The sequence below is a fragment of the Halobacillus sp. ABR2_026 genome (assembly GCF_056158545.1).
Window position 1 is genome coordinate 591,367 of sequence record NZ_JBSWTM010000001.1, and the last position, 25,956, is coordinate 617,322.

Sequence of the window (25,956 nt, forward strand, 5' to 3'; positions counted from 1 at the left end):
ACCTTTGTTCATGCCTATCCGATGTAGTATAGTTAAAATGAGCTTGATTTTTCAGAAAAAATAGTATTTTAGGGAGAAAGGGGTACACCAAATGACTCAGCAGACATTTATGTATCAACCGAAAATATCGGAAGTACTTAAAAATATGAGGAAGGTCATGATCGGTAAGGAAGAGGCTGCGATGTTGAGCCTTGTCGCCCTGCTGGCGAAGGGACATGTCCTTTTAGAAGACGTTCCTGGTGTCGGTAAGACGATGCTTGTGAAAACATTAGCGAAATCTCTGGATTGTGACTTTAAACGGATTCAATTCACCCCGGATTTGCTTCCTTCTGATGTGACGGGTGTATCTATATATAATCCGAAAAACATGGAGTTCGAATTCAGACCGGGTCCAGTACTTGGGAATATCGTCCTGGCCGATGAAATTAACCGGACTTCACCAAAGACCCAGTCCGCGCTGCTGGAAGGGATGGAAGAGACCAGCATTACAGTGGATGGGAATACGGTGCCGCTCAGCGACCCTTTTTTCGTTATGGCTACGCAGAACCCGATCGAGTACGAAGGGACGTATCCGCTCCCGGAAGCCCAGCTTGACCGTTTCCTCATTAAGATGAAGATGGGCTACCCGACGGCAAAACAGGAAATGGAGATGCTTTCCAGGACATCGAATGGACATCCGATTGAGGAGATTTCTGCTGTACTGACAAGGGACGAGCTTGTGAATCTGCAGAAAGAAGTAGCAGAGGTCTATGTCGATCGGACGGTCAACCGTTATATCATCGACCTTGTTACAGGAACACGAGATCATGAAGGTATCTACCTTGGCGTCAGCCCCCGTGGTTCGATTGCCTTAATGAAAGCGGCTAAAGCCTATGCCTTCATTCATGATCGTGACTATATCGTACCTGACGATGTTCAGTTTATGGCTCCTTTTGTACTTTCCCACCGGATGATTCTAACATCAGAAGCAAGGTTCGAAGGGATGACTGCCGAATTGATCATCGACAATCTGCTTTCTTCCACTTCCATTCCAGTCAAGAGGAACATTAGTGAATGAGGCGGAAACTTGGAATCATTGGTAGGAGCCTTGTCGTAGCCCTGTTATTTGTAATCCTGTTTTCTTATGCCATGTTTCAGGGTGGTTTTGTCAGCTGGTTCCTCTTCTATGCGTTCCTTCCATTCTTATTGTATATGGCGGCGGTCCTTATTTATCCGATCCATCATTGGAAAATGGAACGGAAGCTGTCGAAACGAATGGCCATGGGGAGTGAGACCATCGAGGTAGAAGTGAATTTGAAAAGGAAATTTCCTTTTCCGATCTACTACTGCATTATCGAAGAACATTTCCCTGACTCCCTGAAGAAAGTGGACGAACACTTGGATAAATATAAAGATATGGCGAAAACGACTTCTTTTTATGAATCACGTAAAGTGAAAAAAGTCATTTTTCCATGGTTCAGCAAGACGATTACCTACCGCTATCGTCTGGAAAAAGTCCCTCGGGGGGACCATAAGCTGAAGGCTTTGAGGATCAAAACCGGGGATTTTTTCGGTTTTGTAAAGAAAGAGCACGTCTATCATGAAGAGAGCAAGCTTCTCGTCTTTCCTTATGTCAGACCTGTGAAAATGAAGGACCGGGTCTACAGTTTTGAACAGGGGGCGAGCCCTTCCTTCAAGTTGAACGAAAAAAATACGAACATCGTCACAGGTGTGCGTGAATACATGCCGGGAGACCGGTTCGCCTGGGTGGATTGGAAAACGACGGCGAAGAAGAATGAAATGATGACAAAGGAATTTGAACAGGAAAAAAGTGTCGACATGATGCTGCTTCTGAACGGTGTCTATCATCCGGAAATGAGTGAGTTGAGTTTTGAAGGCGCCGTTGAATTCACGGCCTCTTTAATGAGAGAGTTTCATAAAAACTCCTCGCCGCTTTCTTTCATGTCCCTTGGAGATGGGAGACAGTACTTCCCATTCCATCAGGACCATGCTCACCAACAACGGATGCAGGGACACCTCGCGAGCATCCGCCCCGTGGGGCGCATTCCTTTTGCCCAGCAGCTGGAGCGTGAAAAGTCATTGATTCCAAGCGGGGTTCTCCTCATGATTGTGAGTCATTATTTGGATAAGGATATTCAGGTGGCTCTCAGTAAACTGGCCAAACGAAGCAAGCGTGTCGTCTTTTTCTATGTCCGCCCTCATAAACAGATGGCGTTCCAGGATCATCAGGCGGTCAAGCAGTTGAAGAGTCAGGGCGTCATCGTCAATGTCCTGAATGAGGAGCAGCTGACGCACCAACAATTCGAGGTGAACACATGATGGAAGAACGCCAATCGTTCATCTATAAGTTAGTACTCTATATCATTGGATTTCTCTTATTCTGTGAATGGATGCGCCCGATGGAACAGATTTCCGATACGAATGATGTGCGCGTATTTTTCATCTATGCGACGTTCTGTTTCTTCGTGTCTTTTCTGCAGGTTCCATGGTACCTCTCCATTCCGTTGAAGGGGCTTGGGCTTGCTTTCATCATTGATGGACTGTATGTCGCAGAACGTATTTTTTCACGCGATTGGTTCACCGTAGTTTATGAGCAGATCCTTTTCAACATTCAAATGATTCAGGCGCAGGAGTGGTGGCAGATGACGCCGCTCTTTCGCAGTCTATTGTTCTTGATTCTTTTATGGTTGATGAGCTATCTGTTGTACTACTGGTTCGTGGTTGCCCGCCGGATGTTCTTTTTCGTTGTATTGACCTTGATCTATGTCACGGTCGTTGATACCTTTACGATGTATGACGGAAAGTGGGCGATCGTAAGGACATTTGTGCTCGGAATGGCTGCCCTTGGCTTGTCGAGCTTCGCCAAAGTATTGGATCAAGAGTCCATATCTTTCAAAGGTTTGCAGAAAGCACAGGCATGGGCTCTTCCCCTTCTGGCCATCATCCTGTTCTCTTCAGCAGCTGCCTATGCCTCCCCAAAGCTGGACCCTCAATGGCCGGACCCTGTGCCATACATTGAGAGTGCTGCAGGAGGTGCAGGTCCTGGAGGAAACGGTGGCGGGGAAGCCGTTCAAAAAGTAGGGTATGGGGAAAACGACAGCCGTCTTGGTGGCTCTTTCATTCAGGATGATACCCCTGTGTTCACGGCGACAGCAGATGGCGAGCGCTACTGGAGGATTGAATCGAAGGATACGTATACAGGGAAAGGCTGGCAGGATACATTGGAAAATCCGGTGACCACGATGGATCCTGAAAATATCACGTACGAAACGTTTTCAGACGAAGTGGAGGTCGAGGAACAAACGGTCATGATCGAAATGACCAGCCAGGCCTCCTTCCGTAAGCTTGTCTATCCTTATGGGTTGTCCTCTCTTGTCAGATTTCCGAATGATTACGAACTGCGGGTCCATGAAAATACAGGGGAGATGGATACAATAAAAGGAGATTCACCTGCAAAGGTTAACCAGTATATCGCCAATTATGAATACCCATCCTTTGAGTATGAGCAGTTAAGACAAGCGGGGGACGATGATCCGGCGGAAATCCGTGAGAAGTACCTTCAGCTTCCCGACAGTCTGCCAGACCGGGTGAGAAATCTTGCCGGTCAGATTGTGGCTGGAGAGGAAAATCGATATGATCGTGCCAAAGCGATCGAATCTTATTTTTCTGCCAACGGTTTCGAATATTCTACGACCGATGTTCCGGTTCCGGGAGAAAATGAGGATTACGTCGACCAGTTCCTCTTCGAATCCCAACTGGGGTATTGCGATAACTTTTCTACATCCATGGTCGTCCTGCTCCGCTCTGAAGGTATCCCGGCCCGTTGGGTGAAAGGATTTACAGGTGGGGAGCGGATGGATACCCGAGAAACAGGTCTAAGCGATGATCTGCAAAATGTGTATGAAGTCACGAGTGGAAATGCCCACTCCTGGGTGGAGGTGTACTTCCCTGAAATCGGTTGGGTTCCTTTTGAACCGACCCAGGGCTTTACGAATAACACGGATTTCTATACAGATGTGGAAACAGAGGATGGAGAAGACCCTGCAGCGGGTGCTGACAATGAAAACTCTGAAGATCAAATGGGAAACCCTCAGCAGATGGAAGAAGAGGAAAGTTCCGATTCTGCCGGTGCTGCAGGGGCGTCGGATCGCAGCTATACATGGGTATGGGTCCTTGCCTCTGTAGCTGCCGGTGCCGCGGTCGTCCTTTATTTCACGAGATACCGCTGGATGTCAGCCTTCCTCATCCGTAAGTACAAAAAGAATAAGGATGAGCATACGTATGAAAAAGCGTATCACTATCTTCTGAAGGTCCTTGATCATAAAGGGTTTAAGCGGAAACCTGAACAGACGCTCCGTGACTTTGCGGTGGCCGTGGATCGCCATTACCAGTCTAATGACATGCGGCGCTTAACGAACGACTATGAGCGTGTCGTTTATCGAAATGAGCCTCAAAGCACGCAGTGGCCTGAAGTCACTGAATTATGGGAAAATTTAATCAAAAAGACATTGTCTTGATTCCTTTTCATGCGGTTGATAAAATGAATGAAAATTATCAGATGCATTCTTCCTTCGTATATCCTCGGGAATAGGGCCCGAGAGTCTCTACCGGGGCACCGTAAACGTCCTGACTATGAAGGTGGGAATCACGTGACATGTATGTACATGGATGGATTTCTGCCTTCGTCGTTGTTGATTCGAGGCAGGAAGTCCATCCATTTTTTATGAGAATAAAAGTCTATGAACCAAGGAGTGGAACAGATGGAACAAGTACAAGGCATGATCCTCGTACTGGACTTCGGGAGCCAGTATAACCAGTTAATTACACGTAGAATTCGTGAGTTCGGGGTGTATAGTGAACTTCATTCCCACAAAATGAGTATTGAAGAAATCAAAGACCTGAACCCGAGCGGTATCATCCTTTCTGGTGGACCGAACAGTGTTTATGGAGAGGACAGCTTCCGTTGTGATGAGCAAATCTTTGAACTCGGTATTCCGGTCCTTGGCATCTGCTATGGCATGCAGCTGATGACCCATCATTTTAATGGGAAAGTCGAGCGTGCCCAGCAGCGTGAATATGGAAAAGCAGACATCAATGTGGCGAAGGATCCGGTCATTTTTACCAAGACTCCAAGAGAGCAGACCGTTTGGATGAGCCACAGCGATAAAGTCATCGAAGCCCCTGAAGGTTTCCAAGTGGATGCGACCAGCCCGTCCTGTCCGGTGGCAGCCATCAGTAATGATGAAACTCGTATGTATGGCGTCCAGTTCCACCCGGAAGTCCGCCACTCTGAATACGGGAATGACATCCTTCGCAGTTTCGTGTTTGATGTGTGTGAAGCGACCGATGACTGGACGATGGAACATGTTGTCGAGATGGAAGTGGAAAAAATCCGTGAACAAGTCGGAGACCGCAAAGTATTGTGCGCCTTGAGCGGTGGAGTCGATTCCTCCGTTGTCGCTGCTTTGATCCACCGTGCAATCGGTGATCAGCTGACTTGTATTTTTGTGGATCACGGTCTGCTCCGCAAAAATGAAGCAGATGACGTTATGCGTACACTTGGAGACGGGTTTAACATGAACATCGTTAAGATTGATGCGAAAGACCGCTTCATGAGTAAATTGGCAGGCGTATCAGATCCTGAGAAAAAGCGTAAAATTATCGGCAATGAATTCATTTACGTCTTTGATGATGAAGCAGAGAAGTTGAAGGAGATTGATTTCCTGGCCCAGGGGACGCTTTATACCGATATCATTGAGAGTGGTACAGAAACAGCGCAGACCATCAAATCTCACCATAATGTGGGCGGCCTTCCTGAAGACATGCAATTCGATTTGATTGAGCCACTGAACACGTTGTTTAAAGATGAAGTGCGTGCACTTGGAACAGAGCTTGGTGTGCCTGAACATATCGTTTGGCGTCAGCCTTTCCCAGGACCGGGACTTGCGATCCGAGTGCTTGGAGAAGTGACAGAAGAAAAGCTTGAAATCGTCCGCGAATCCGACTTCGTCCTTCGTGATGAAATCAAAAAGGCCGGACTTGACCGCGATATTTGGCAGTACTTCACCGTGCTTCCGGACATTCGCTCTGTTGGAGTCATGGGCGATGAGCGTACGTATGATTACACGATTGGGATCCGTGCGGTCACATCCATTGATGGCATGACGTCCGATTGGGCGCGGATTCCGTGGGATGTTCTTGAGAAGATCTCCACTCGGATCGTCAATGAGGTGGATCATATAAATCGCGTCGTTTACGATGTGACGAGCAAGCCGCCTGCAACCATCGAGTGGGAATAATCGAACATTAAGTTTGTGTTTTTGGTAAATGTTCGGATTTGCTGTTGACGAAACTTGTCGAACACAGTAAGATGTAAGTAATTCAATAAAGCAACACCGTCGTATAATTTTGGGGATAAGGCCCATGAGTTTCTACCAGACTACCGTAAATCGGTCTGACTACGTTGGTGAATAGACGAGAGGGGACCAGGATGCTGGTATCTCCTTTCGTCCATTTCCTTCGTATAGATGTAGACACTCTTGGAACTTCCGAGAGTGTCTTTTTATGTTCCATCATATTCAGTACCGTTTTTAGGTGCTGCGTTTGTTGGTACCACGTTTGTTGGTACCAGGTACACCGTCATCAGGCGCGGGTACCCGGTACCGGACGAGTGGTATTATGTACCGGGTACGCAAAAAAGAGAAAGCGTACCTGGAACCAGCCTGCGTGATCCTGGTGCCAGGTTTCGAAAATGAGCATGGCGTATGGGTGAGAGGAATAGAGGAAAAGGGGAGGAAATGTTTTATGAGTAAGTTTTTTAAGTTTAAAGAGTTTGGAACGAATTATCGCAGAGAGTTCATGGCAGGGTTGACCACCTTCCTGGCGATGGCTTACATTTTGTTCGTTAATCCGTCTACATTGGCGCTTGATGGGATTGAGCAGCTTCCGGATGGTGTCACGAGAATCGATAAAGGGGCGGTCTTCACAGCGACTGCAATAGCAGCAGCAGTCGGAACGCTCATTATGGGGTTATTTGCAAGATATCCGATCGCCCTTGCACCTGGTATGGGGTTGAACGCATTTTTCGCCTACACGGTCGTGCTTGGTTTCGGAATCCCTTGGGAAACAGCGCTTGCAGGCGTGTTAGCTTCTGGACTTATTTTTATTGTATTAACGGTTACAGGCCTGCGAACGATGATCATTGATGCGATTCCTGCGAACTTGAAGCTTGCCGTCGGTGCAGGGATCGGATTATTCATTGCATTCATCGGGTTCCAAAATTCAGGGATTGTCCAAAATAGTGATGCAACTTTAGTGCAGATTGGTGATTTGACGGCAGGTCCGACGTTGCTTGCGATTTTCGGAATTATTGTGAGTGTCATGCTGATGGCGATTGGGTTGAAAGGCGGGATCTTCTATGGAATGGTTCTTACGTCCATCGCGGGTATGGTGACAGGTTTGATTGCACCACCGACATCGTTTAATGACGTGGTAAGCACGGCACCGAGTGTCGCGCCTACGTTCGGTGCCGCCCTGACTCACTTTGGTGATATTTTTACAATTGAAATGCTTGTCGTCATTTTAACGTTTTTGTTCGTCGACTTTTTCGATACGGCTGGAACCCTTGTCGCTGTAGCGACGCAAGCCGGATTTATGAAGGACAACAAGCTTCCGCGCGCTAACCGTGCATTGTTTTCCGATTCTGCTGCGACGGTCGTAGGTGCCGTCGTCGGTACATCCACGACGACTTCTTACATTGAATCCACCGCTGGTGTCGGAGCGGGAGGACGCACAGGTTTTACGTCGGTCGTTACAGCCGGGTTCTTCATTCTGGCTTTATTCTTCTCACCGTTATTGTCGGTCGTCACTGCAGAAGTGACGGCGCCTGCGCTGATCATCGTAGGTGTTCTGATGGCCTCCACGTTGAAAAATATTGATTGGGACCAGTTCGAAATTGCCGTTCCTGCTTTCTTCACGATTGCAGCGATGCCGATGACCTACAGCATTGCGACAGGGATTGCGATTGGATTTATTTTCTATCCGATTACGATGCTGTTGAAAGGTCGAAGAAAAGAAATCCATCCGATCATGTACTTCCTGTTTGTAATCTTTGTGCTGTACTTTATTTTCCTGGCTTAAGCAGGGATCGCTAATAAGATGGGGAAACCCGCGAATATATGGACGGAAGTCGCTAATATCATCGATGAACGTGCGAATAAAGCAGCCGAAACCGCTAATATAAGCTTCCAAACCGCGAATATCTCCCCTTTAAAAGCATAGAGAAAAACCGGCAGGCCGTATGACGGCTGCCGGTTTTATTCATCTTCCAGGTGGCGGATCGTAATGGGGCGCTGCTTCGTTGAATCTGAAATGTAGCGGTGAAGCTGGACCACGAGCAAGCCGTGTTTATAGGTCGCTTCGACTTTGTCATGCCTTACAGGGAAAGGCAGGTCGATACTCCTTTCAAAAGCTCCGTCGGCAATTTCGGATTTGATCTGATGGCCCCCTCGGTTGTTGATTTCAATTTTTCCGGTCAAGGTCAGCGTAGAATGGTCGACAAGAACATCGACATTTTTCGGGTGGTTCATACCGGGAATATTGACGAAGCAAAGCAGTTCATTGTCGTACTGGTACATGTTGATTGCTGGAACGGCGGGCTTCATCATGCCGTCGAAGTCTCCCCAGAAGTCCTGGCCGAAGAAGCGGTCGAGGTTGGATTTCCAATCTTTGAATTGATTCATGTCATCGCCCTCCAAAAAATGTCATAGTTTGCGTTGAAAAGCTATTGTGCACGTCTCTTCTCATGGTTTATAGTGTATGCAAAGAACAACGTCTAGGTGAATGTCATGGTTTGTGGAAATCCTAGAGTGGGAGGCTTGTGGAATGTTTGAAAACCCGTTATTGATCGTCGGAATCATTTTAGCTGTCAACGTCGTCTATGTATCCTTTTTTACGCTCCGTATGATTTTTACATTGAAGGGGCAGCGCTACTTTGCTGCATTTATCAGCATGTTCGAAATCGTTACCTATATTTATGGACTCGGTCTCGTGCTCGACCGCCTCGATCAAATTGAGAATGTCATTGCCTATGCGGTCGGTTATGGCCTTGGGGTAATCGTCGGAATGAAGATTGAAGAAAAGCTTGCTCTCGGGTATATTACAGTTAATGTGATATCTTCAGACCCAGACATCGAATTCACCCGCAGACTTCGGGAAAAAGGTTACGGTGTGACGAGCTGGTATGCTTACGGAATGGAAGGGGATCGCCTCGCGATGCAGATCTTGACACCGCGTAAATATGAACTCGCTCTTTATGAGACGATTCGCTACATCGATCCGAAAGCATTTATCGTGGCCTATGAACCTAAGCAGATCCATGGTGGATTCTGGGCGAAATCTGTAAAGAGAGGAAAGATCCGGGATGCCCAAAAAGAGCAGCAAGAAGCGCTTTGAAGTCGGTGAAAATGAATCGATCAGCGATTGCCTCGATCGCATGAAGAAAGAAGGATACACCCCTGTCCGCCGTGCAGAGGAGCCGATTTTCAGAGAAGAAGTACGCAATGGGGAAAAAGTTATGGAACCTGTAGGGAAAACGATCGTTTTTCAAGCAGTTAAGCAATAAAACCGAACGATCAAATGTAACGTTTTTATTAATGTTCGACATTGACGTTGACATGAACAAAGAGAAATTGATATGATGAAGGCAGAATTGCATAGACGACCTCATATATGACGGGGATATGGCCCGTACGTCTCTACCTGGGAACCGTAAATTTCCGGACTATGAGGGGAGTTTGAGCCCGAATGCTTTCATAGACCGGACACACGTGTGCCTGTTCGACTCCTCTCATTTTTTTGAGGGGCGTCGAGCAGGCTTTTTTAATGCTACGAAGGAGAGAGGGATTCGATGGCAAGTGTAGGCGTGATCATGGGCAGCATTTCAGATTGGGAAACAATGAAAGAAGCGTGCAGCGTTCTGGATGATCTATCCATTCCATATGAGAAGGAAATCATTTCAGCACACCGTACGCCTGAGGATATGTTCACATATGCGGAAACGGCCCGGGACAAAGGGTTAAAAGTCATAATTGCCGGTGCAGGCGGTGCCGCCCACCTGCCGGGGATGGTCGCTTCGAAGACCACCCTTCCGGTCATCGGCGTTCCGGTGGAGTCGAAGGCGCTGCAGGGGATGGATTCGCTCTTATCCATCGTCCAAATGCCGGGGGGCGTCCCGGTTGCGACAGTAGCGATCGGTAAAGCGGGAGCAAAGAATGCGGGTCTTCTGGCGGCCGAAATGATCGGAGCCTTCGATTCTGAGACGGCTGTAAAACTGGCAGACTACCGCCGGCAGATGGTCGAAAAAGTCGATGGCATGAGGAGGGATCTTCTTGAAACCTGAAGTGATACGACCAGGAAGGACAATCGGAATTCTGGGAGGCGGTCAGCTGGGGCGTATGATGGCTGTAGCGGCAAGACATATGGGATACCGGATTGCTGTCCTTGACCCCGCAGAGAACTGCCCGTGCGCTTCCATTGCTGAAGAGCATATCGTTGCCGCTTATGATGATCTGGAAGCAGCCGAGCGTCTGAGCGCAGCGAGCGACGTCATCACTTATGAGTTCGAGAACGTCGACCTTGAAGTGGCCCGCCTTTTTGAAAAACAAGGAAAGCTTCCACAAGGATCATTTGCTCTGGAAGTGACGCAAAACCGCGCGAAAGAAAAGGAGATCGCGGTTGAATCCGGGCTGTCCGTTCCGGAGTACCGGATCGTCACGACGTTCGACGAAGTGGAAAATGCCCTTGAAGCCACCGGTTATCCTGCTGTTATTAAGACGGTCAGCGGTGGATATGACGGAAAAGGACAGTTGAAAATCGAAGCGGAATCCGATTTGGAAGATGTCCGTTCTTTTGTAAAAGAAGGCGGGACTTATATTGTGGAACAATGGCTGTCGTTTGATTTGGAAATCTCCCAGGTGTTTACGAGAGGGGTTGACGGTCAGCTTCTGCCATTTCCAATCGCTGAAAACATTCATAAAAATCATATCCTGCATGAATCAAGAGTTCCGGCATCCATTCCTGGAAAAGTGGAGGATCGGGCCCGCGAAGCTGTCGAAGTTCTGGCGGAACGAATCGGAGTGGTCGGTACTTTCGCGGTAGAAATGTTCGTCAAAGGAACAGACGTTTATATTAATGAAATGGCGCCGCGTCCGCACAATTCCGGACACTATACGATTGAAGCGTGCAGCGTCTCCCAATTTGAGCAGCATGTCCGTGCCATCTGCGGACTGCCACTACTGCCTGTTCATTCTTTCGGGGCAGCCGTCATGGTGAACGTGCTAGGGAAACACCACGGGATTTTATTAGATCGACTCGAATTTTACGAAGGATTTCATTTCCATGATTATGGAAAAACCGAAGTCCGTCAGAGCCGCAAGATGGGCCATATCACATTTGTTGGTGAGAAATTAAAAGAAATCGATCAGCGCATTACAGAAAATCAGATCCATTTATGGTAGGAGGAAGACAATGATTGAACGTTATACACGCCCGGAAATGGGTGCGATTTGGACAGAAGAAAATAGATACCAGGCATGGCTTGAGGTAGAACTTTTAGCGTGTGAAGCGTGGAGTGAACTTGGCGTCATTCCTAAAGAAGATGTGAAGAAGCTGCGCGAAGGAGCTTCCTTCTCCATTGACCGCATCCACGAAATTGAAGCAGAAACACGTCACGATGTGGTAGCCTTCACCCGTGCCGTTTCTGAAACGGTTGGAGAAGAACGCAAGTGGGTCCATTACGGACTGACTTCGACAGACGTTGTGGACACGGCGCTCTCCTATCAATTGAAGCAGGCGAATGAAATCATCCGCAGAGACCTCGTCAACTTCATCGAAATCCTTGCGGAAAAGGCGAAGGAACACAAGCACACGGTCATGATGGGACGTACCCACGGCGTTCATGCCGAGCCGACGACGTTCGGATTGAAGCTTGCGCTTTATTATGAAGAAATGAAGCGTAACCTGGAACGTTTGGACCTTGCAATGGAGCATATCCAGTTCGGAAAGCTTTCCGGCGCTGTTGGAACCTATGCCAACATTGATCCTTTCGTTGAAGAATATGTGTGTGAAAAGCTTGGCCTGAAACCGGCGCCTGTATCGACACAGACGTTGCAGCGTGATCGTCATGCTCATTATGTATCTACACTTGCACTGGTTGCGACTTCGATTGAGAAAATTGCGGTCGAGATTCGTGGTTTGCAGAAGACGGAAACTCGTGAAGTGGAAGAGTTTTTCGCGAAAGGTCAAAAAGGATCTTCTGCGATGCCGCATAAACGGAATCCGATCGGTTCTGAGAACATGACCGGCATGGCTCGCGTCCTGCGTGGGAATATGCTGACGGCTTATGAAAATGTTCCGCTTTGGCATGAACGTGATATTTCCCATTCTTCTGCTGAGCGAATCATTCTTCCTGACGCGACGATCGCCCTGAACTATATGTTGAACCGCTTCGGGAACATCGTGAAGAACTTGACCGTATTCCCTGAACGGATGCAGGAAAACATGGAGAAAACGTATGGCTTGATCTTCTCCCAGCGCGTGCTGCTGACATTGATCGATGAAGGGCTGGTGCGTGAAGAAGCGTACGACCTCGTTCAGCCGAAAGCAATGGAAGCTTGGGAGCGCGGCATCCCATTCCGTGAGCTGATCGAAGCTGACGACAAGATTACATCCACACTGTCCCAAGAACAGCTGGATGCCTGCTTCGACTACAAGCACCACCTGAAACAAGTCGACCGCATCTTCGACCGCATCGGACTGTAATATGGAAGAAACTGTATGACCTGGTACACCAGAATCTGGTGTACCAGGTCATACAAAAAATCCCAATTCCTTAGCGAGGTGTTTCTGTATGAAGGGTTCATTATTGTACGAAGGAAAAGCCAAACGGGTATATGAGACGACGGCTGCGCCGGATCAGCTCGTTTTATCTTATAAAGATGACGCCACAGCATTTAACGGAAAGAAAAAAGATGAGTTCGCGGGCAAAGGACGCCTCAACAACTTGATTACCTCGAAAGTATTCCAATATTTACACCAGCACAATTTAACGACCCACTTTATCAAAGCTCTGAATGATACCGAGCAGCTGGTCAGACGTACGTCCATCATTCCTTTGGAAGTCGTCGTCCGCAACCAGGCGGCCGGCAGCATTACCCGCCGGCTCGGCATCGAAGAAAAAACGAGCTTCACCCCACCGATCATTGAATTGTTTTACAAGAAAGATGAATTGAATGACCCGCTCATTAATGATGTCCATGCTTATCACCTGACGGACATCACCGAACAAGAACTCATGTTTATTAAACAACAGGCACTCGACATTAATATAGAATTGCAGAAGCTTTTCACATCCGTTGGACTGACCCTCATCGACTTTAAATTGGAATTCGGACGCCTTGATGACGGCACGATCGTCCTGTCGGATGAAATCTCACCGGATACGTGCAGGCTCTGGGACCGACAGACCGGCGAAAAAATGGATAAAGATGTTTTCCGTGAAGGTACGGGCGATTTGATCGATACGTATACAAAAATTCTACAGCGACTGGAGGAGAGCATATGCGCAAAGTAAAGATCCATATCACGTTAAAAGAAGGGGTGCTTGACCCCCAGGGGAAAGCTGTCCAGAATTCCCTGCAATCCCTTGAGTACAACAATGTTCAGGATGTACGGGTTGGAAAATATATGGAAGTGATGATTGAGGACAGTGCCAACCTGGAAGCAGAGGTCGACCGGATGTGCGACCAATTGCTGGCCAACCCTGTCATTGAAAATTACAGCTACACGATCGAGGAGGCGGGCTGACGTGAAATTTGCAGTCATCGTTTTTCCAGGATCGAATTGTGACCGTGATATGTATTTTGCAGTGAAGGATCAACTTGGAGCAGAAGCAGACCTTGTCTGGTATAAGGAGGCAAATCTAGCAAACTATGATGCCATCCTCCTGCCGGGCGGTTTCTCCTACGGGGATTATTTACGTTCAGGTGCAATCGCCTCAACCTCAGACGTGATTGCACAGATCAGGAAAGCAGCAGAAGCTGGGAAACCGGTGCTCGGTGTTTGCAACGGGTTTCAAATCCTTCTCGAAATGGGCCTTCTACCAGGAGCGATGCTTCCGAACGAAAATCTCAAATTCATGTGCCATTACGAAACATTAAAGGTCGAAAATGACGAGACGATGTTCACCCGTCATTACGATGAGAAGGAACACATTCAAATTCCAATTGCTCACGGAGACGGCAATTATTACTGTGATGAACAGACGCTCCAAGAGCTGAAAGCCAAGAACCAAATCGTTTTCACCTATGACCAGAATCCAAACGGTTCCGTCGGAGATATCGCCGGCATTGTCAATGAGAGAGGCAACGTGCTTGGTATGATGCCACACCCGGAACGTGCCGTTGAAGAACTGCTCGGTCATGCGGACGGTCTCCGTCTATTTCAATCGATTTTGACACACTGGAGGGAACACCATGCCATCAATGCTTGAGATCAGTCCAGAACAAATCGAAGAACAGCATGTGTACAGAGAGATGGGGCTTAAGGATGACGAATATGCATCCATCCGTTCGATTCTCGGACGCCGCCCGAATTACACAGAAACGGGATTATTCTCGGTCATGTGGTCGGAACACTGCAGCTATAAGAACTCCAAGCCCCTTTTGAAAAAATTTCCGACCGAAGGCCCTCACGTTCTACAAGGACCCGGGGAAGGTGCAGGAATCATTGATATCGGGGATGATCAGGCGGTCGTTTTCAAAATCGAAAGCCATAACCACCCGTCAGCGGTGGAACCGTATCAAGGGGCGGCGACTGGTGTCGGCGGCATCCTGCGTGATGTGTTCTCCATGGGGGCGCGTCCGATTGCGTTGTTGAATTCGCTCCGTTTCGGTTCTCTGCAGCAGCCACGCGTGAAGTATTTGTTCGAAGAAGTCGTCCGCGGCATCGCCGGTTACGGCAACTGTGTCGGTGTTCCGACGGTCGGCGGGGAAGTCCAGTTCGATAATGCTTACAATGGAAATCCGCTCGTCAATGCAATGTGTGTCGGATTGATCGATCATAAAGACATTCAAAAAGGAATCGCAGCCGGTGTCGGCAATACCGTGATGTATGTTGGAGCTAAGACCGGGCGGGACGGGATCCACGGAGCGACCTTCGCATCCGAAGAGTTGTCGGAAGAGTCCGAAGAAAAGCGCCCATCTGTTCAGGTCGGCGACCCGTTCATGGAAAAACTCCTCATCGAAGCCTGCCTGGATGTCATCCAGCATGACGCTCTTGTCGGTATTCAGGATATGGGAGCCGCAGGCCTTACGTCATCAGCCAGTGAAATGGCAAGTAAAGCGGGAACGGGGATGACGATGAATCTCGATCACATCCCACAACGCGAAGACCAGATGACCGCCTATGAAATGATGCTCTCTGAATCTCAGGAACGGATGCTTCTCGTCGTAGAAAAAGGACGGGAAGAGGAGATTGCTGACGTCTTTCGTAAATATAACTTGGAGGCAGTAGCGGTGGGAGAAGTGACGGACACGAAACGTTTCCGTCTGGAGCACCATGGAGAAGTCGTAGCTGAAGTCCCTGTGGATTCGCTTGCTGAGGATGCACCGGTTTACCATCAGCCTTCCCATATCCCAGCCTATTATGAAGAGTTTCAGCGTATGGAAAACTATGTACCTGAAATAACAGACTTCAGGGGAACACTTGTGAATCTATTAAAGCAGCCGACGATCGCAAGTAAAGAGTGGGTGTACGATCAGTATGATTCTATGGTCCAGACGAATACCGTTGTCACGCCTGGCTCGGATGCAGCGGTTCTCCGTGTGCGCGGCACGAACAAAGCGCTCGCGATGACGACGGACTGCAACTCCCGCTACCTTTATGTCGATCCTGAGGCCGGCGGTAAAATCGCAGTGGCGGAAGCGGCGCGAAATATCGTCTGCTCCGGCGGACGACCACTCGGTATCACAGATGGACTCAACTTCGGCTCTCCCGAAAATCCAGAAATTTTCTGGCAGATGGAAAAAAGCGTCGACGGTATGAGTGAAGCGTGCCGTGACTTGGAAACGCCGGTGATTGGTGGGAATGTGAGTCTGTACAATGAATCGTTCGGCGGACAGGCGATTTATCCGACACCCATCGTCGGGATGGTTGGTCTGATTGAAGATGTTGCCCATATCACCCGCTCTCATGCTAAGAATGCCGGAGATCTCATTTATGTAATTGGTGAAACACAATCGGAATTCGGAGGCAGTGAACTGCAGGGACTTCTTGAAGGAAAACATTTCGGAAAAGCACCTGCCATCGACCTTGAGACTGAATATAATCGTCAAAAACAACTATTGACCGCGATCCGTGCCGGTCTTGTCTCATCAGCCCATGATGTCGCAGAAGGGGGACTTGCCGTCGCTCTTGCAGAGAAGCTGTTTGAACATGGGTTTGGTTGTGACGTTACGGTTGATGAGGATGTCCTGAGCGAACTTTTTGCAGAAACGCAATCCCGCTTCATCGTCACCGTTTCTGCTGAACAAAAAGAAGCATTTGAACGAACGGTCACAGATGCCCGTCACATCGGAAATGTTACGGAAGATGGGGTGTATCGGATCAGGCAGGAGGAAGTCGTTCTGGAAGAAAAGACATCAGTGCTGAAAGAAGCTTGGAAAGGAGCGATTGAATGCTTGCTGAAATCAAAGGGTTGAACGAAGAATGTGGCATTTTTGGAGTATGGGGTCACCCGGATTCAGCGCAGCTGACTTATTACGGCCTGCATGCCCTGCAGCACCGCGGACAGGAAGGGGCCGGGATCATTACGACCGACGGGGAACAGCTTAAACTTGCGAAAGGGCATGGCCTGATCAATGAAGTGTTTTCCGAAAATCAATTGAGTGATTTGAATGGTCATGCCTCCATCGGCCATGTCCGCTATGCGACAGCCGGAGACGGCGGCTATGAAAACATCCAGCCGCTCCTTTTCCGCTCCCAGACGGGCGGGCTTGCCCTTGCTCACAATGGAAACCTGGTAAACGCTCAAGCTTTAAAGAACCAACTGGAAGGACAGGGGAGCATTTTGCAGACAACGTCGGATACGGAAGTGGTCGCTCATTTAATTAAACGTGCCCGCCATCTGCCCCTGGAGCAGGCGATTATGGAAGCTTTGTCTATGATCAAAGGGGCGTATGCTTTCCTCATCATGACCGAAGACCGGATGTTCGTTGCCAATGATCCTCGGGGATTACGGCCATTGAGCCTCGGCCATCTTGGCGGATCCTGGGTCGTCTCTTCTGAAACCTGTGCTTTTGACGTCATCGGTGCGGAGTATGACAGAGAAATCGATCCTGGAGAGATGCTGATCATCTCAGATGAGGGTGTGGAGTCGAAACGGTTCTCCGCTCCGATTCAGCGGACACTCTGTTCCATGGAATATGTGTATTTTTCAAGGCCGGACAGCAATCTCGATGGGAAAAATGTGCACGCTTCCCGCAAACGGATGGGCAAGGCGCTCGCCGAAGAAGCTCCAATAGATGCAGACGTTGTAACAGGAGTTCCAGACTCGAGCATATCTGCTGCGATCGGATATGCCGAAGCGTCCGGAATTCCCTATGAGCTCGGCTTAATCAAGAACCGTTACGTCGGCCGGACATTCATCCAGCCGTCTCAGGAGCTCCGCGAACAGGGAGTGAAAATGAAGCTTTCTGCTGTTCGGGGCATTGTCGACGGAAAAAAAGTCGTCATGGTCGATGATTCGATCGTAAGAGGGACGACCAGCCGCCGGATTGTGAAGATGCTGAAGGAAGCAGGAGCGAAAGAAGTACATGTGCGGATTGCCTCTCCACCGATTAAGAACCCGTGCTATTACGGCATTGATACTTCGAACAGTGGAGAACTGATTGCAGCGAACCATTCCGTAGAGGAAATCGAAGCCCAGATCGGCGCAGACAGTCTTGCTTTTTTATCACCTGAAGGATTGAACCACAGCATTTATCAAGGGGATGAATCGTTGAAACACGGGGGATGTATGGCCTGTTTCACCGGCAAATACCCGACGGAAATTTATCCGAACACGATGCATCCATATGAAAAAGCCTAGGAGGGAAGCAGGATGAGCCAATCATATAAACAAGCAGGGGTCGATGTGGAAGCGGGATACGAAGCCGTCGAACGTATGAAAAAGCATGTCGGCCGGACGATGCGGAAAGAAGTACTGGGAGGTCTTGGTTCCTTTGCCGGCCTGTTTGATATCAGCGGGATGAGCTATGAACAGCCGGTCCTCGTCACAGGAACGGACGGTGTCGGTACGAAGCTGAAGCTCGCTTTTGAAATGGACCGCCATGATACGATCGGGGTCGATGTCGTCGCCATGTGTGTGAACGATATTGCTGCCCAGGGGGCTGATCCGCTGTTGTTTTTAGATTATATTGCCTGTGGAAAAAATGAGCCTGCCCGAATCGAGCAGATCGTCAAAGGCATCGCTGACGGCTGCGAGCAGGCAGGGGCTGCTTTAATCGGTGGGGAGACGGCTGAGATGCCGGGGATGTATGAGGAAGAAGAATACGATCTTGCCGGCTTTGTCGTCGGTATGGCGGATAAAGAGAAAATTATTACAGGCGCGCATATTAAAAATGGTGACGTTCTGGTCGGCCTGCCATCTTCAGGTGTCCATTCGAACGGTTTTTCCCTTGTCAGAAAACTGATCGCAGATCTTGATCTCGCCACTATACCAAACGGATGGACACGTCCGCTTGGGGATACCCTTCTGAGTCCGACCCGCATTTACGTTCCAGAAGTTCAGGCGTTGAAAAAACATGTGACAATCAAAGGCATCGCCCATATTACCGGAGGCGGATTTTATGAGAACCTTCCGAGGACTTTGCCGGAAGGAATGGGCTGTGAGATCGATCCTGGCAGCTGGCAGGTGCCTGAAGTCTTTCATTTTCTTCAGGAAAAAGGTGGACTCAGTGATGACGAGATGTTCGGCGTGTTCAACATGGGAATCGGGATGGTCGTTATTCTTGATCCATCTGATGTGAACGCTGCGTTCGGCGCCTGTGATGATGCGGTCGTCATCGGCCGTGTGACGGAGCAGGAAGGAGTGCAGGGGATATGATCAATATCGCTGTCTTTGCATCCGGAACCGGTTCGAATTTCGATGCTATTGTCAACGAGGTGGAAGCGGGGGATTTAGATGTAAACATCGCACTTCTAGTCTGTGACCGCATGGGGGCACCTGTCATTGAAAAGGCGCAGCAGCATGAAATCGATACCGTCGTTTATCGTCCGAAAAGTTTCGCGGATAAGGCGGCGTATGAACAAGCGGTGCTTGATGACTGCCGGGAACGGGGGATAGAATTCATCGTGCTTGCCGGGTATATGCGGTTGATCGGCCCGACACTTCTTCAGCCGTACGAACGGAGAATCATCAACATTCACCCTTCGCTGCTGCCGGCTTTTCCCGGGAAGGATGCCATCGGTCAGGCGCTTGAAAAACGAGTGAAAGTGACTGGCGTTACGGTCCATTATGTGGACGATGGCATGGATACGGGCCCGATCATCGCACAGGAAGCGATTAAGATCGAAGATCAGGATACAGCAGATGATGTAAAACATAAAATCCAGGCGGTGGAGCACCGTCTATACCCACAAGTGATCCAAGCATTATTCATCAAGGAGGAATCTTTATGACTAAACGAGCGCTGCTGAGCGTTTCCAATAAACAAGGACTGGCTGATTTTGCAAAGAAACTGCATGAGCTTAATTATGAGCTCATTTCTACAGGTGGTACGAAACGGGCGATTGAAGAAGCTGGAGTCCCGGTGCGATCCATTTCCGAGGTGACTGACTTTCCGGAAATCATGGACGGACGTGTGAAGACCCTTCATCCTTCGGTCCATGGAGGACTTTTGGCGAAGCGCTCGAACGAGGACCACATGAAGCAGCTTAATGAATTGGAAATCGAGACGATCGATCTTGTCGCCGTCAATTTGTATCCGTTCAAAGAGACGATTGCCAAAGAGGGCGTCACAGAAGCCGATGCGATTGAAAACATCGACATCGGAGGACCTACGATGCTGCGTTCGGCTGCAAAAAGCTTTGAGGATGTCGCTGTCGTCGTAGACCCAACGGATTACGATGAGGTGGTGGAAGGGTTGCAGCAGGGTTCCCTTTCCTATGAAACCAGGCGCAGACTGGCGGCTAAGGTGTTCCGCCATACCGCTAATTACGATGCGATGATCGCTGAATATTTCTCTACTCTGACAGAAGAGCCTTTTCCAGAAACGTACTCGGTCACGTATGAAAAGGTCCAATCCTTGCGCTATGGTGAAAACCCTCATCAGAAGGCGGCCTTTTATAAAAAAGCGAACGTTGAAGGGACGTCGCTTGCAGAAGCGGAACAGTTGAACGGTAAAGAGCTCTCTTACAACAACATCCAGGATGCCAATGCGGCCCTTGAGGTGGTGCTCGAGTTCAACCAGCCGGCTGCTGTGGCGGTCAAACACATGAACCCGTGCGGAGTAGGTGTTGGTGAAAACTTGTATGATGCTTACGTGAAAGCCTATGAAGGAGATCCTGTCTCTATTTTCGGGGGGATTGTCGCTTTGAACAGGGAAGTGGATGCTGATACAGCGGCGAAGCTGAAAGAGATTTTCCTGGAGATCATTATCGCCCCTGCCTTCAGTCAGGAAGCGCTTGATCTTCTTACGACGAAAAAGAACCTGCGTCTATTGAAAGTGGACATGAAAAAAGCGGACCGTCCCGCTCATAAACTGGTAACCGTCAACGGCGGTCTGCTTGTCCAGGATTCGGACGAAGGCTCCCTAGAAAATGTAGAGCTTGAAATTGCAACGGAACGTGAACCGTCAGAGCAGGAGCTTGAAGACTTGAAGCTCGGATGGAAAGTCGTGAAGCACGTGAAGTCGAATGCCATCGTAGTAGCGAAAGGTGATCGTACGTTAGGTGTAGGCGCCGGTCAGATGAATCGGGTCGGTGCAGCAAAGATTGCTTTTGAGCAGGCAGGAGAGAAAGCTGAAGGCAGCATCATGGCTTCTGATGCCTTTTTCCCAATGCCGGATACCGTAGAGGCAGCAGCAGAAGCAGGAGTCACAGCCATTATTCAGCCGGGTGGTTCGAAGCGTGATCAGGATTCGATTGATGCGTGTAACAAGCACGGCATTGCCATGGTCTTTACGAAAATGCGTCATTTCAAACACTAATCGAAAGGGTGGCTATTATGAACGTATTGGTCGTCGGCCGCGGGGGCCGCGAACACAGTCTTGTTCAGAAGTTCGCAGAAAGTGAGCAGGTGGAACGGATCTTTGCGGCTCCTGGCAATGCAGGGATTTCAAAAAGCGCTGAATGCGTCGATGTGGAGGAACAGGATTTCGGCGGGCTGGTTGCTTTTGCCCGGGAAAACGGGGTGGGACTCACCGTGATCGGTCCTGAAAATCCGCTTCTTGATGGGATTGTCGATGCATTCGAAGAAGCAGACCTTCCGGTTTTCGGACCGACGAAGGCTGCTGCTCTCATTGAAGGCAGTAAACATTTCGCCAAACAGCTGCTCCACAACTACCAAATTCCAACCGCTGCCTATGAAGCTTTCACAAACGCGGAAGAAGCAAAGGCATATATTAAGGAAAAAGGTGCGCCGATCGTCGTGAAGGCGGATGGACTGGCGGCGGGAAAAGGCGTCGTCGTTGCCGAAACCGTGGATGAAGCTGTGCAGGCTGTGGAAGACATGCTTGAAAACAGCCGTTTCGGAGAGGCGAGTGAGGAAATTGTAGTTGAAGAGTTTTTATCAGGCGATGAATTTTCTCTGATGGCGTTTGTCAACGGCACCGATGTTTATCCAATGATTCCTGCAAAGGACCATAAGCGCGCATTTGAAGGAGATGAAGGACCGAACACGGGTGGCATGGGTGCTTTCGCGCCGGTCCCACAGTTGAAAGACTCTTCTTACACTTTCGCGGTCGAATCCATCGTCCGACCGGCAGCAGAAGCGATGGTGAAAGAAGGACGTCCATTTACAGGCATTTTATATGCCGGACTGATTGAAACGAATGAAGGTCCAAAGGTGATTGAATTTAATGCGCGCTTCGGAGATCCAGAGACGCAGGTTGTGCTGCCTTTGTTGGAAAATGATCTTGCTCAAGTGATGATGGATGTTTTAGATGGAAAAGACCCAACGTTAAAGTGGACAGAAGAAGTGTGCGCAGGAGTTGTCGTCGCTTCTGAAGGGTACCCGGGTGCTTATGAAAAAGGGCGGCCATTACCTGAGGTGCATGCGGGGGATGGATTCGTCGTGCACGCAGGGACTGCCTGGGAAGACGGCCGTTATGTATCCAGTGGCGGCCGCGTTCTCCTGATCGGAAATAAAGGGGAGAACTTGGCACAGGCACTGGATCGTACGTATCTGTCGCTCCGTCCGTTTGATGATCAGAGCGACTTCTTCTTTCGGCGTGACATCGGGCGTTCATCAGTCTCTTCGACGGCTTCGCATGCCGACATAGAATAGCGCGGCAATTGAACCGATGACGGTGACGATGACGAAACCGACATCTGTGAAGTATTCCATAAACTCCATATGATTCATCCTTTTGAAAAAAGAGCGGGGCTGCCCGCTCTTTTTTGTTCATCATCCATTCAGGTCCACTGTGGAAGCTTTCTTTTTCTCAGCAGCGTTTTTGAAATATCGTCGGAACAGAAAAATCATCGGCAGAAACATACCGGACACCTCCACCATTTATGAATCCTGCGGAAGGTTTTGCTGCCAGCTCTGTTCTATGCCGTCGGTTTCCGTCGACATTTCTTCATAGACAGCTGTCAAAGGACAGAAGCGTACAATTCCCTCCGCAACCTTCAGGGAAGCAAGCATGATGAGGAGCGGATGGGAAGAATCGGACGCCTTGCGCGTGCCGCGGATCGTCAAAAAGGACAAGAGGCTGAGACCTGCGGCTATACGGATCATACTGTTGATGATTCCGATATTCGGCTTCATTGTGCTTCCTCCTTACCAGAATGGAATATCCTGTGTTACGATAGAACATAATGATCTCAGGGAGGTACCTCCATGAACGAAACTCGCTTTCGTTGGCGCAACCGCCAGCTGCGTGAACATGCCGCTGTGCTGGATGGTAAGGCCGCGCCTACGAAATTAATCAAAAATACAACGTACTTGAATGTTTACTTAAAGAAATGGATGCACGGCCACATTTGGCTGTATGAAGACCGCATCATCTATACGGGGCAGGAGCTCCCTTCCGATACGCAAGGTACGGAAATCATCGATGGGACGGACAGTTATATCGTCCCGGGATATGTGGAGCCGCATGCCCATCCATTTCAGTTATATAATCCCCAGAGCTTTGCAGATTATGCGGCACGTACGGGGACGACTACGCTCGTCAATGATAACTTGATGTGGCTTTTTTTAGCTGAAAAAGAGAAAGCGTTTTCTTTGTTGGAAGAGTTCATGAATCTGCCGGCCAGCATGTACTGGTGGGCCCGCTTTGATCCTCAGTCCGTGCTGCAGGATGAGGAGCGGTATGCGTTCGATTCACAGATTCCAGACTGGATCGCCCACGATGCAGTCATTCAGGGCGGAGAGCTTACGGCCTGGCCGGATGTTCTCCATCATGGAGACGAACAGATTCTGCACTTCATGCAGGAGACGAAGCGCTCCAGAAAACCGTTGGAAGCCCATCTGCCCGGAGCTTCTGAAAAAACACTTGTGAAAATGCGGCTGCTCGGCATGGATTCGGAGCATGAATCGATGACGGCGGACGATGTGTTGAAACGGATCGAAATCGGTTATCATACAGGCCTTCGCTATTCATCCATCCGCCCGGACCTTCCGGATATTTTAACCGGAATTGTCGAACAGGGGCATCATCACTTCGATCACATGATGTATACGACTGATGGATCGACGCCCGGCTTTTATCGTGAAGGACTGATCAATCCATGCATCAAGATTGCTCTCGATGCGGGTGTTCCCGCTATCGATGCTTATATGATGGCGACTTACCATGCCGCCCGTCACTTCGGGATTGAAAACCGCGTCGGTAGTCTGAATGCCGGACGAGTAGCCCATCTTAACTTTTTAAACGATCCAGAAGATCCTCTGCCGCATTCAGTCATTGCGAAAGGGGAATGGACGAAGCGGGACGGGGAAGTCCTGAAAGAAGAGACCGAAATTCAATGGAAGAAAAACGGGATCGCGCCGCTCGATCTGGACTGGGAAGTGACAGATCATGATATGCAGTTCTCCATGCCGATCGGACTTGAAATGGTGAATGATGTGATCATGAAACCATACGCCATCGATACAGATGTATCCACTGATCGGTTAAGTGAAGAGAATGACGAGTCTTATCTGATGTTAATGGACCGTGAAGGGGAATGGATGGTCAACACACTGCTGAAAGGCTTCACGAAGACGCTCGGCGGTCTCGTCAGCTCCTACAGCAATACAGGCGATATCATATTGACCGGAAAGTCGCGTACAGATATGAAAACGGCCTTTCAACGCATGAAGGAAATCGGCGGTGGGATTGTACTCGTCCATAAAGGGGAAATTCTTTATGAGCTGCCATTGGCCCTCGGGGGGATTATGGCTGACATGCCAATGGAAAAATTGATGGAGGAAGAGGCAGAATTGAAGAAATGCTTATTTCAGCATGGCTTTTCATTCAATGATCCTGTTTATACGCTACTTTTCTTCTCCTCGATGCATCTACCGTTCATCCGGATCACACCTCTTGGAATCATGGATGTGAAGAAGAAAGAGGTACTCTTTCCTTCGATAATGCGTTAAAATAGAAGAGGGAATACACATAAGGGAAGTGCTAACCTTGAGAAAGCTTACATTCTTCAGCTTGCTGGCCGTCCTTCTTCTCAGTGCGTGTAATGATGAAGCAGGAGCCGCCCAACCTGAAGAACCGAAAGAGAAAGATACAGCGGTCGAAGAAAACGTAGAGAAAGAGGCCGTTGATGAAAAGGAAACAGAAGAAAAGGAATACACAGAGATCTCTCCACTTACAGGAGAACCAGTGGCTGAGCCACTTGGAAACCGTGCATTGTCCGTCATGGTCAACAACCATCCAAAAGCACGGCCGCAGTCCGGGTTGAGCCAGGCTGATGTCGTTTATGAAATTTTAGCAGAGGGGCAGATCACACGCTTCCTCGCTTTGTTCCATAGTGACATTCCTGATACAATAGGTCCGGTGAGAAGTGCACGACCGTACTATTTTGAAATCGCTGATGGTTTTGATGCCCTTTATACGTACCACGGGGCCTCGACTGCGATCAATCAGCAAGTCAGGAACAGTGGTGTTGCCTATCTGGATGGGGCGATGTATGACAACAATGGCTGGTTATTTGAACGGTCCCCTGATCGTTCAGCGCCTCACAACTCCTACCTTTTGACAGATGGAGTTGAGCAGGCCGTCGCAGCTAAAGGGTATGAGCCGGGCGGGGGACCTGACGCTCTTCCATTTTCAGAGGAAGGCACATTGGATGGAACACCTGTTGATGAAGTGTCCATCACTTATGGAAGCCGGACGAATGTAAGTTTCACGTACGATGCTGCAAGCGGGCAGTTTTTACGTTCAAGTGATGGGGAGCCGACCATCGACCGCTCAAATGATGAACGCGTTGCCGTAGAAAATGTATGGATCATGGAAACGGACCACCGTGTCATTGACAGCGCCGGCCGCCGTTCGATTGATCTCACTTCAGGCGGGAACGGGTACCTTTTACAAGAAGGACAAATGAAAGAAGTGCAATGGAAGAACGTCGATGGACGTCTGCTTCCTTATAAAGACGGCCGTCCTCTGGCATTTACACCAGGGAAGACCTGGGTGAACATCATCCCGGGCAGTGCCGGAGTAGAAACAGAGTAGGGAG

Annotated in this window: 24 protein-coding genes and 3 riboswitches; of the genes, 21 read left to right on the top strand and 3 right to left on the bottom strand. The window is 49.2% G+C overall.

The window, feature by feature from the left end; all coding sequences use genetic code 11:
• The first annotated feature begins 91 nt into the window (after positions 1 to 91).
• From ACXADE_RS03100 to ACXADE_RS03120, 5 genes are all read left to right on the top strand, one after another.
• A complete protein-coding gene (locus ACXADE_RS03100) occupies positions 92 to 1,057 on the top strand; it encodes an AAA family ATPase (RefSeq protein ID WP_474979052.1) in 966 nt (321 codons plus the stop codon).
• Positions 1,054 to 2,319: a DUF58 domain-containing protein gene (locus ACXADE_RS03105; protein ID WP_474979053.1), complete on the top strand. Its 1,266-nt coding sequence runs from the start codon at positions 1,054 to 1,056 to the stop codon at positions 2,317 to 2,319. Before ACXADE_RS03100 ends, ACXADE_RS03105 begins: the two co-directional genes overlap by 4 nt.
• Positions 2,319 to 4,517 (top strand): transglutaminase TgpA family protein, encoded by a 2,199-nt coding sequence (locus ACXADE_RS03110; protein WP_474979054.1) that lies wholly within the window; start codon positions 2,319 to 2,321, stop codon positions 4,515 to 4,517. The genes ACXADE_RS03105 and ACXADE_RS03110 overlap by 1 nt, the downstream gene beginning before the upstream one ends.
• Before the next feature lie 34 nt (positions 4,518 to 4,551).
• Positions 4,552 to 4,653: riboswitch (purine riboswitch) on the top strand.
• Between the two features lie 107 nt (positions 4,654 to 4,760).
• Positions 4,761 to 6,299: a glutamine-hydrolyzing GMP synthase gene (gene guaA, locus ACXADE_RS03115; protein ID WP_474979055.1), complete on the top strand. Its 1,539-nt coding sequence runs from the start codon at positions 4,761 to 4,763 to the stop codon at positions 6,297 to 6,299.
• 79 nt (positions 6,300 to 6,378) lie between these two features.
• Positions 6,379 to 6,481, top strand: a riboswitch (purine riboswitch).
• 323 nt (positions 6,482 to 6,804) lie between these two features.
• On the top strand, positions 6,805 to 8,139 hold the full coding sequence (locus ACXADE_RS03120; RefSeq protein WP_474979056.1) for an NCS2 family permease: 1,335 nt from the start codon (positions 6,805 to 6,807) through the stop codon (positions 8,137 to 8,139).
• A gap of 176 nt (positions 8,140 to 8,315) precedes the next feature.
• Here ACXADE_RS03120 and ACXADE_RS03125 read toward each other — a convergent pair whose 3' ends face one another.
• A complete protein-coding gene (locus ACXADE_RS03125) occupies positions 8,316 to 8,741 on the bottom strand; it encodes an Hsp20/alpha crystallin family protein (protein WP_474979057.1) in 426 nt (141 codons plus the stop codon).
• Positions 8,742 to 8,883: 142 nt separating this feature from the next.
• Here ACXADE_RS03125 and ACXADE_RS03130 point away from each other — a divergent pair, with 142 nt between their 5' ends.
• The 14 genes from ACXADE_RS03130 (at position 8,884) to purD (ending at position 22,564) form a co-directional block, all read left to right on the top strand.
• Positions 8,884 to 9,453 carry a DUF2179 domain-containing protein gene (locus ACXADE_RS03130; protein WP_474979058.1) on the top strand — a complete coding sequence of 190 codons (570 nt, stop codon included), beginning with the start codon at positions 8,884 to 8,886 and terminating at the stop codon, positions 9,451 to 9,453.
• Positions 9,422 to 9,622 (top strand): NETI motif-containing protein, encoded by a 201-nt coding sequence (locus tag ACXADE_RS03135; RefSeq protein WP_474979059.1) that lies wholly within the window; start codon positions 9,422 to 9,424, stop codon positions 9,620 to 9,622. Before ACXADE_RS03130 ends, ACXADE_RS03135 begins: the two co-directional genes overlap by 32 nt.
• Positions 9,623 to 9,703: 81 nt before the next feature.
• A riboswitch (purine riboswitch) is annotated at positions 9,704 to 9,804 on the top strand.
• Between the two features lie 103 nt (positions 9,805 to 9,907).
• The gene (gene purE / locus ACXADE_RS03140; protein ID WP_474979060.1) at positions 9,908 to 10,399 is read left to right on the top strand and encodes a 5-(carboxyamino)imidazole ribonucleotide mutase; all 492 of its coding nucleotides are present in this window, start codon (positions 9,908 to 9,910) and stop codon (positions 10,397 to 10,399) included.
• The gene (gene purK / locus ACXADE_RS03145; protein ID WP_474979061.1) at positions 10,389 to 11,516 is read left to right on the top strand and encodes a 5-(carboxyamino)imidazole ribonucleotide synthase; all 1,128 of its coding nucleotides are present in this window, start codon (positions 10,389 to 10,391) and stop codon (positions 11,514 to 11,516) included. The genes purE and purK overlap by 11 nt, the downstream gene beginning before the upstream one ends.
• Positions 11,517 to 11,526: 10 nt before the next feature.
• Positions 11,527 to 12,819: an adenylosuccinate lyase gene (purB, locus tag ACXADE_RS03150; protein ID WP_474979062.1), complete on the top strand. Its 1,293-nt coding sequence runs from the start codon at positions 11,527 to 11,529 to the stop codon at positions 12,817 to 12,819.
• An 88-nt stretch (positions 12,820 to 12,907) separates the two neighbouring features.
• A complete protein-coding gene (gene purC, locus ACXADE_RS03155; RefSeq protein ID WP_474979063.1) occupies positions 12,908 to 13,630 on the top strand; it encodes a phosphoribosylaminoimidazolesuccinocarboxamide synthase in 723 nt (240 codons plus the stop codon).
• The gene (purS, locus tag ACXADE_RS03160; protein ID WP_474979064.1) at positions 13,618 to 13,863 is read left to right on the top strand and encodes a phosphoribosylformylglycinamidine synthase subunit PurS; all 246 of its coding nucleotides are present in this window, start codon (positions 13,618 to 13,620) and stop codon (positions 13,861 to 13,863) included. The genes purC and purS overlap by 13 nt, the downstream gene beginning before the upstream one ends.
• Position 13,864: 1 nt before the next feature.
• A complete protein-coding gene (gene purQ / locus ACXADE_RS03165) occupies positions 13,865 to 14,548 on the top strand; it encodes a phosphoribosylformylglycinamidine synthase subunit PurQ (protein WP_474979065.1) in 684 nt (227 codons plus the stop codon).
• Positions 14,532 to 16,757 (top strand): phosphoribosylformylglycinamidine synthase subunit PurL, encoded by a 2,226-nt coding sequence (gene purL / locus ACXADE_RS03170; protein ID WP_474979066.1) that lies wholly within the window; start codon positions 14,532 to 14,534, stop codon positions 16,755 to 16,757. The genes purQ and purL overlap by 17 nt, the downstream gene beginning before the upstream one ends.
• Positions 16,733 to 18,145: an amidophosphoribosyltransferase gene (purF, locus tag ACXADE_RS03175; protein ID WP_474979067.1), complete on the top strand. Its 1,413-nt coding sequence runs from the start codon at positions 16,733 to 16,735 to the stop codon at positions 18,143 to 18,145. The genes purL and purF overlap by 25 nt, the downstream gene beginning before the upstream one ends.
• 12 nt (positions 18,146 to 18,157) lie before the next feature.
• Positions 18,158 to 19,162 carry a phosphoribosylformylglycinamidine cyclo-ligase gene (gene purM, locus ACXADE_RS03180; protein WP_474979068.1) on the top strand — a complete coding sequence of 335 codons (1,005 nt, stop codon included), beginning with the start codon at positions 18,158 to 18,160 and terminating at the stop codon, positions 19,160 to 19,162.
• Positions 19,159 to 19,737 (top strand): phosphoribosylglycinamide formyltransferase, encoded by a 579-nt coding sequence (purN, locus tag ACXADE_RS03185; protein ID WP_474979069.1) that lies wholly within the window; start codon positions 19,159 to 19,161, stop codon positions 19,735 to 19,737. Before purM ends, purN begins: the two co-directional genes overlap by 4 nt.
• Positions 19,734 to 21,266 (top strand): bifunctional phosphoribosylaminoimidazolecarboxamide formyltransferase/IMP cyclohydrolase, encoded by a 1,533-nt coding sequence (gene purH, locus ACXADE_RS03190; protein WP_474979070.1) that lies wholly within the window; start codon positions 19,734 to 19,736, stop codon positions 21,264 to 21,266. Before purN ends, purH begins: the two co-directional genes overlap by 4 nt.
• Before the next feature lie 17 nt (positions 21,267 to 21,283).
• The gene (gene purD, locus ACXADE_RS03195; protein WP_474979071.1) at positions 21,284 to 22,564 is read left to right on the top strand and encodes a phosphoribosylamine--glycine ligase; all 1,281 of its coding nucleotides are present in this window, start codon (positions 21,284 to 21,286) and stop codon (positions 22,562 to 22,564) included.
• On the opposite strand, the gene ACXADE_RS03200 is transcribed toward purD, so the two are convergent.
• Positions 22,526 to 22,642: an EYxxD motif small membrane protein gene (locus ACXADE_RS03200; RefSeq protein ID WP_474979072.1), complete on the bottom strand. Its 117-nt coding sequence runs from the start codon at positions 22,640 to 22,642 to the stop codon at positions 22,526 to 22,528. The two genes, purD and ACXADE_RS03200, sit on opposite strands and share 39 nt — an antisense overlap.
• A gap of 150 nt (positions 22,643 to 22,792) precedes the next feature.
• Complete coding sequence (locus ACXADE_RS03205; RefSeq protein WP_474979073.1) at positions 22,793 to 23,047, bottom strand: YgaP family membrane protein; 255 nt, start codon at positions 23,045 to 23,047, stop codon at positions 22,793 to 22,795.
• A gap of 72 nt (positions 23,048 to 23,119) precedes the next feature.
• Here ACXADE_RS03205 and ACXADE_RS03210 point away from each other — a divergent pair, with 72 nt between their 5' ends.
• Positions 23,120 to 24,865: an adenine deaminase C-terminal domain-containing protein gene (locus ACXADE_RS03210; RefSeq protein WP_474979074.1), complete on the top strand. Its 1,746-nt coding sequence runs from the start codon at positions 23,120 to 23,122 to the stop codon at positions 24,863 to 24,865.
• Positions 24,866 to 24,902: 37 nt separating this feature from the next.
• On the top strand, positions 24,903 to 25,952 hold the full coding sequence (locus ACXADE_RS03215; protein WP_474979075.1) for a DUF3048 domain-containing protein: 1,050 nt from the start codon (positions 24,903 to 24,905) through the stop codon (positions 25,950 to 25,952).
• The last annotated feature ends 4 nt before the right edge of the window (positions 25,953 to 25,956 follow it).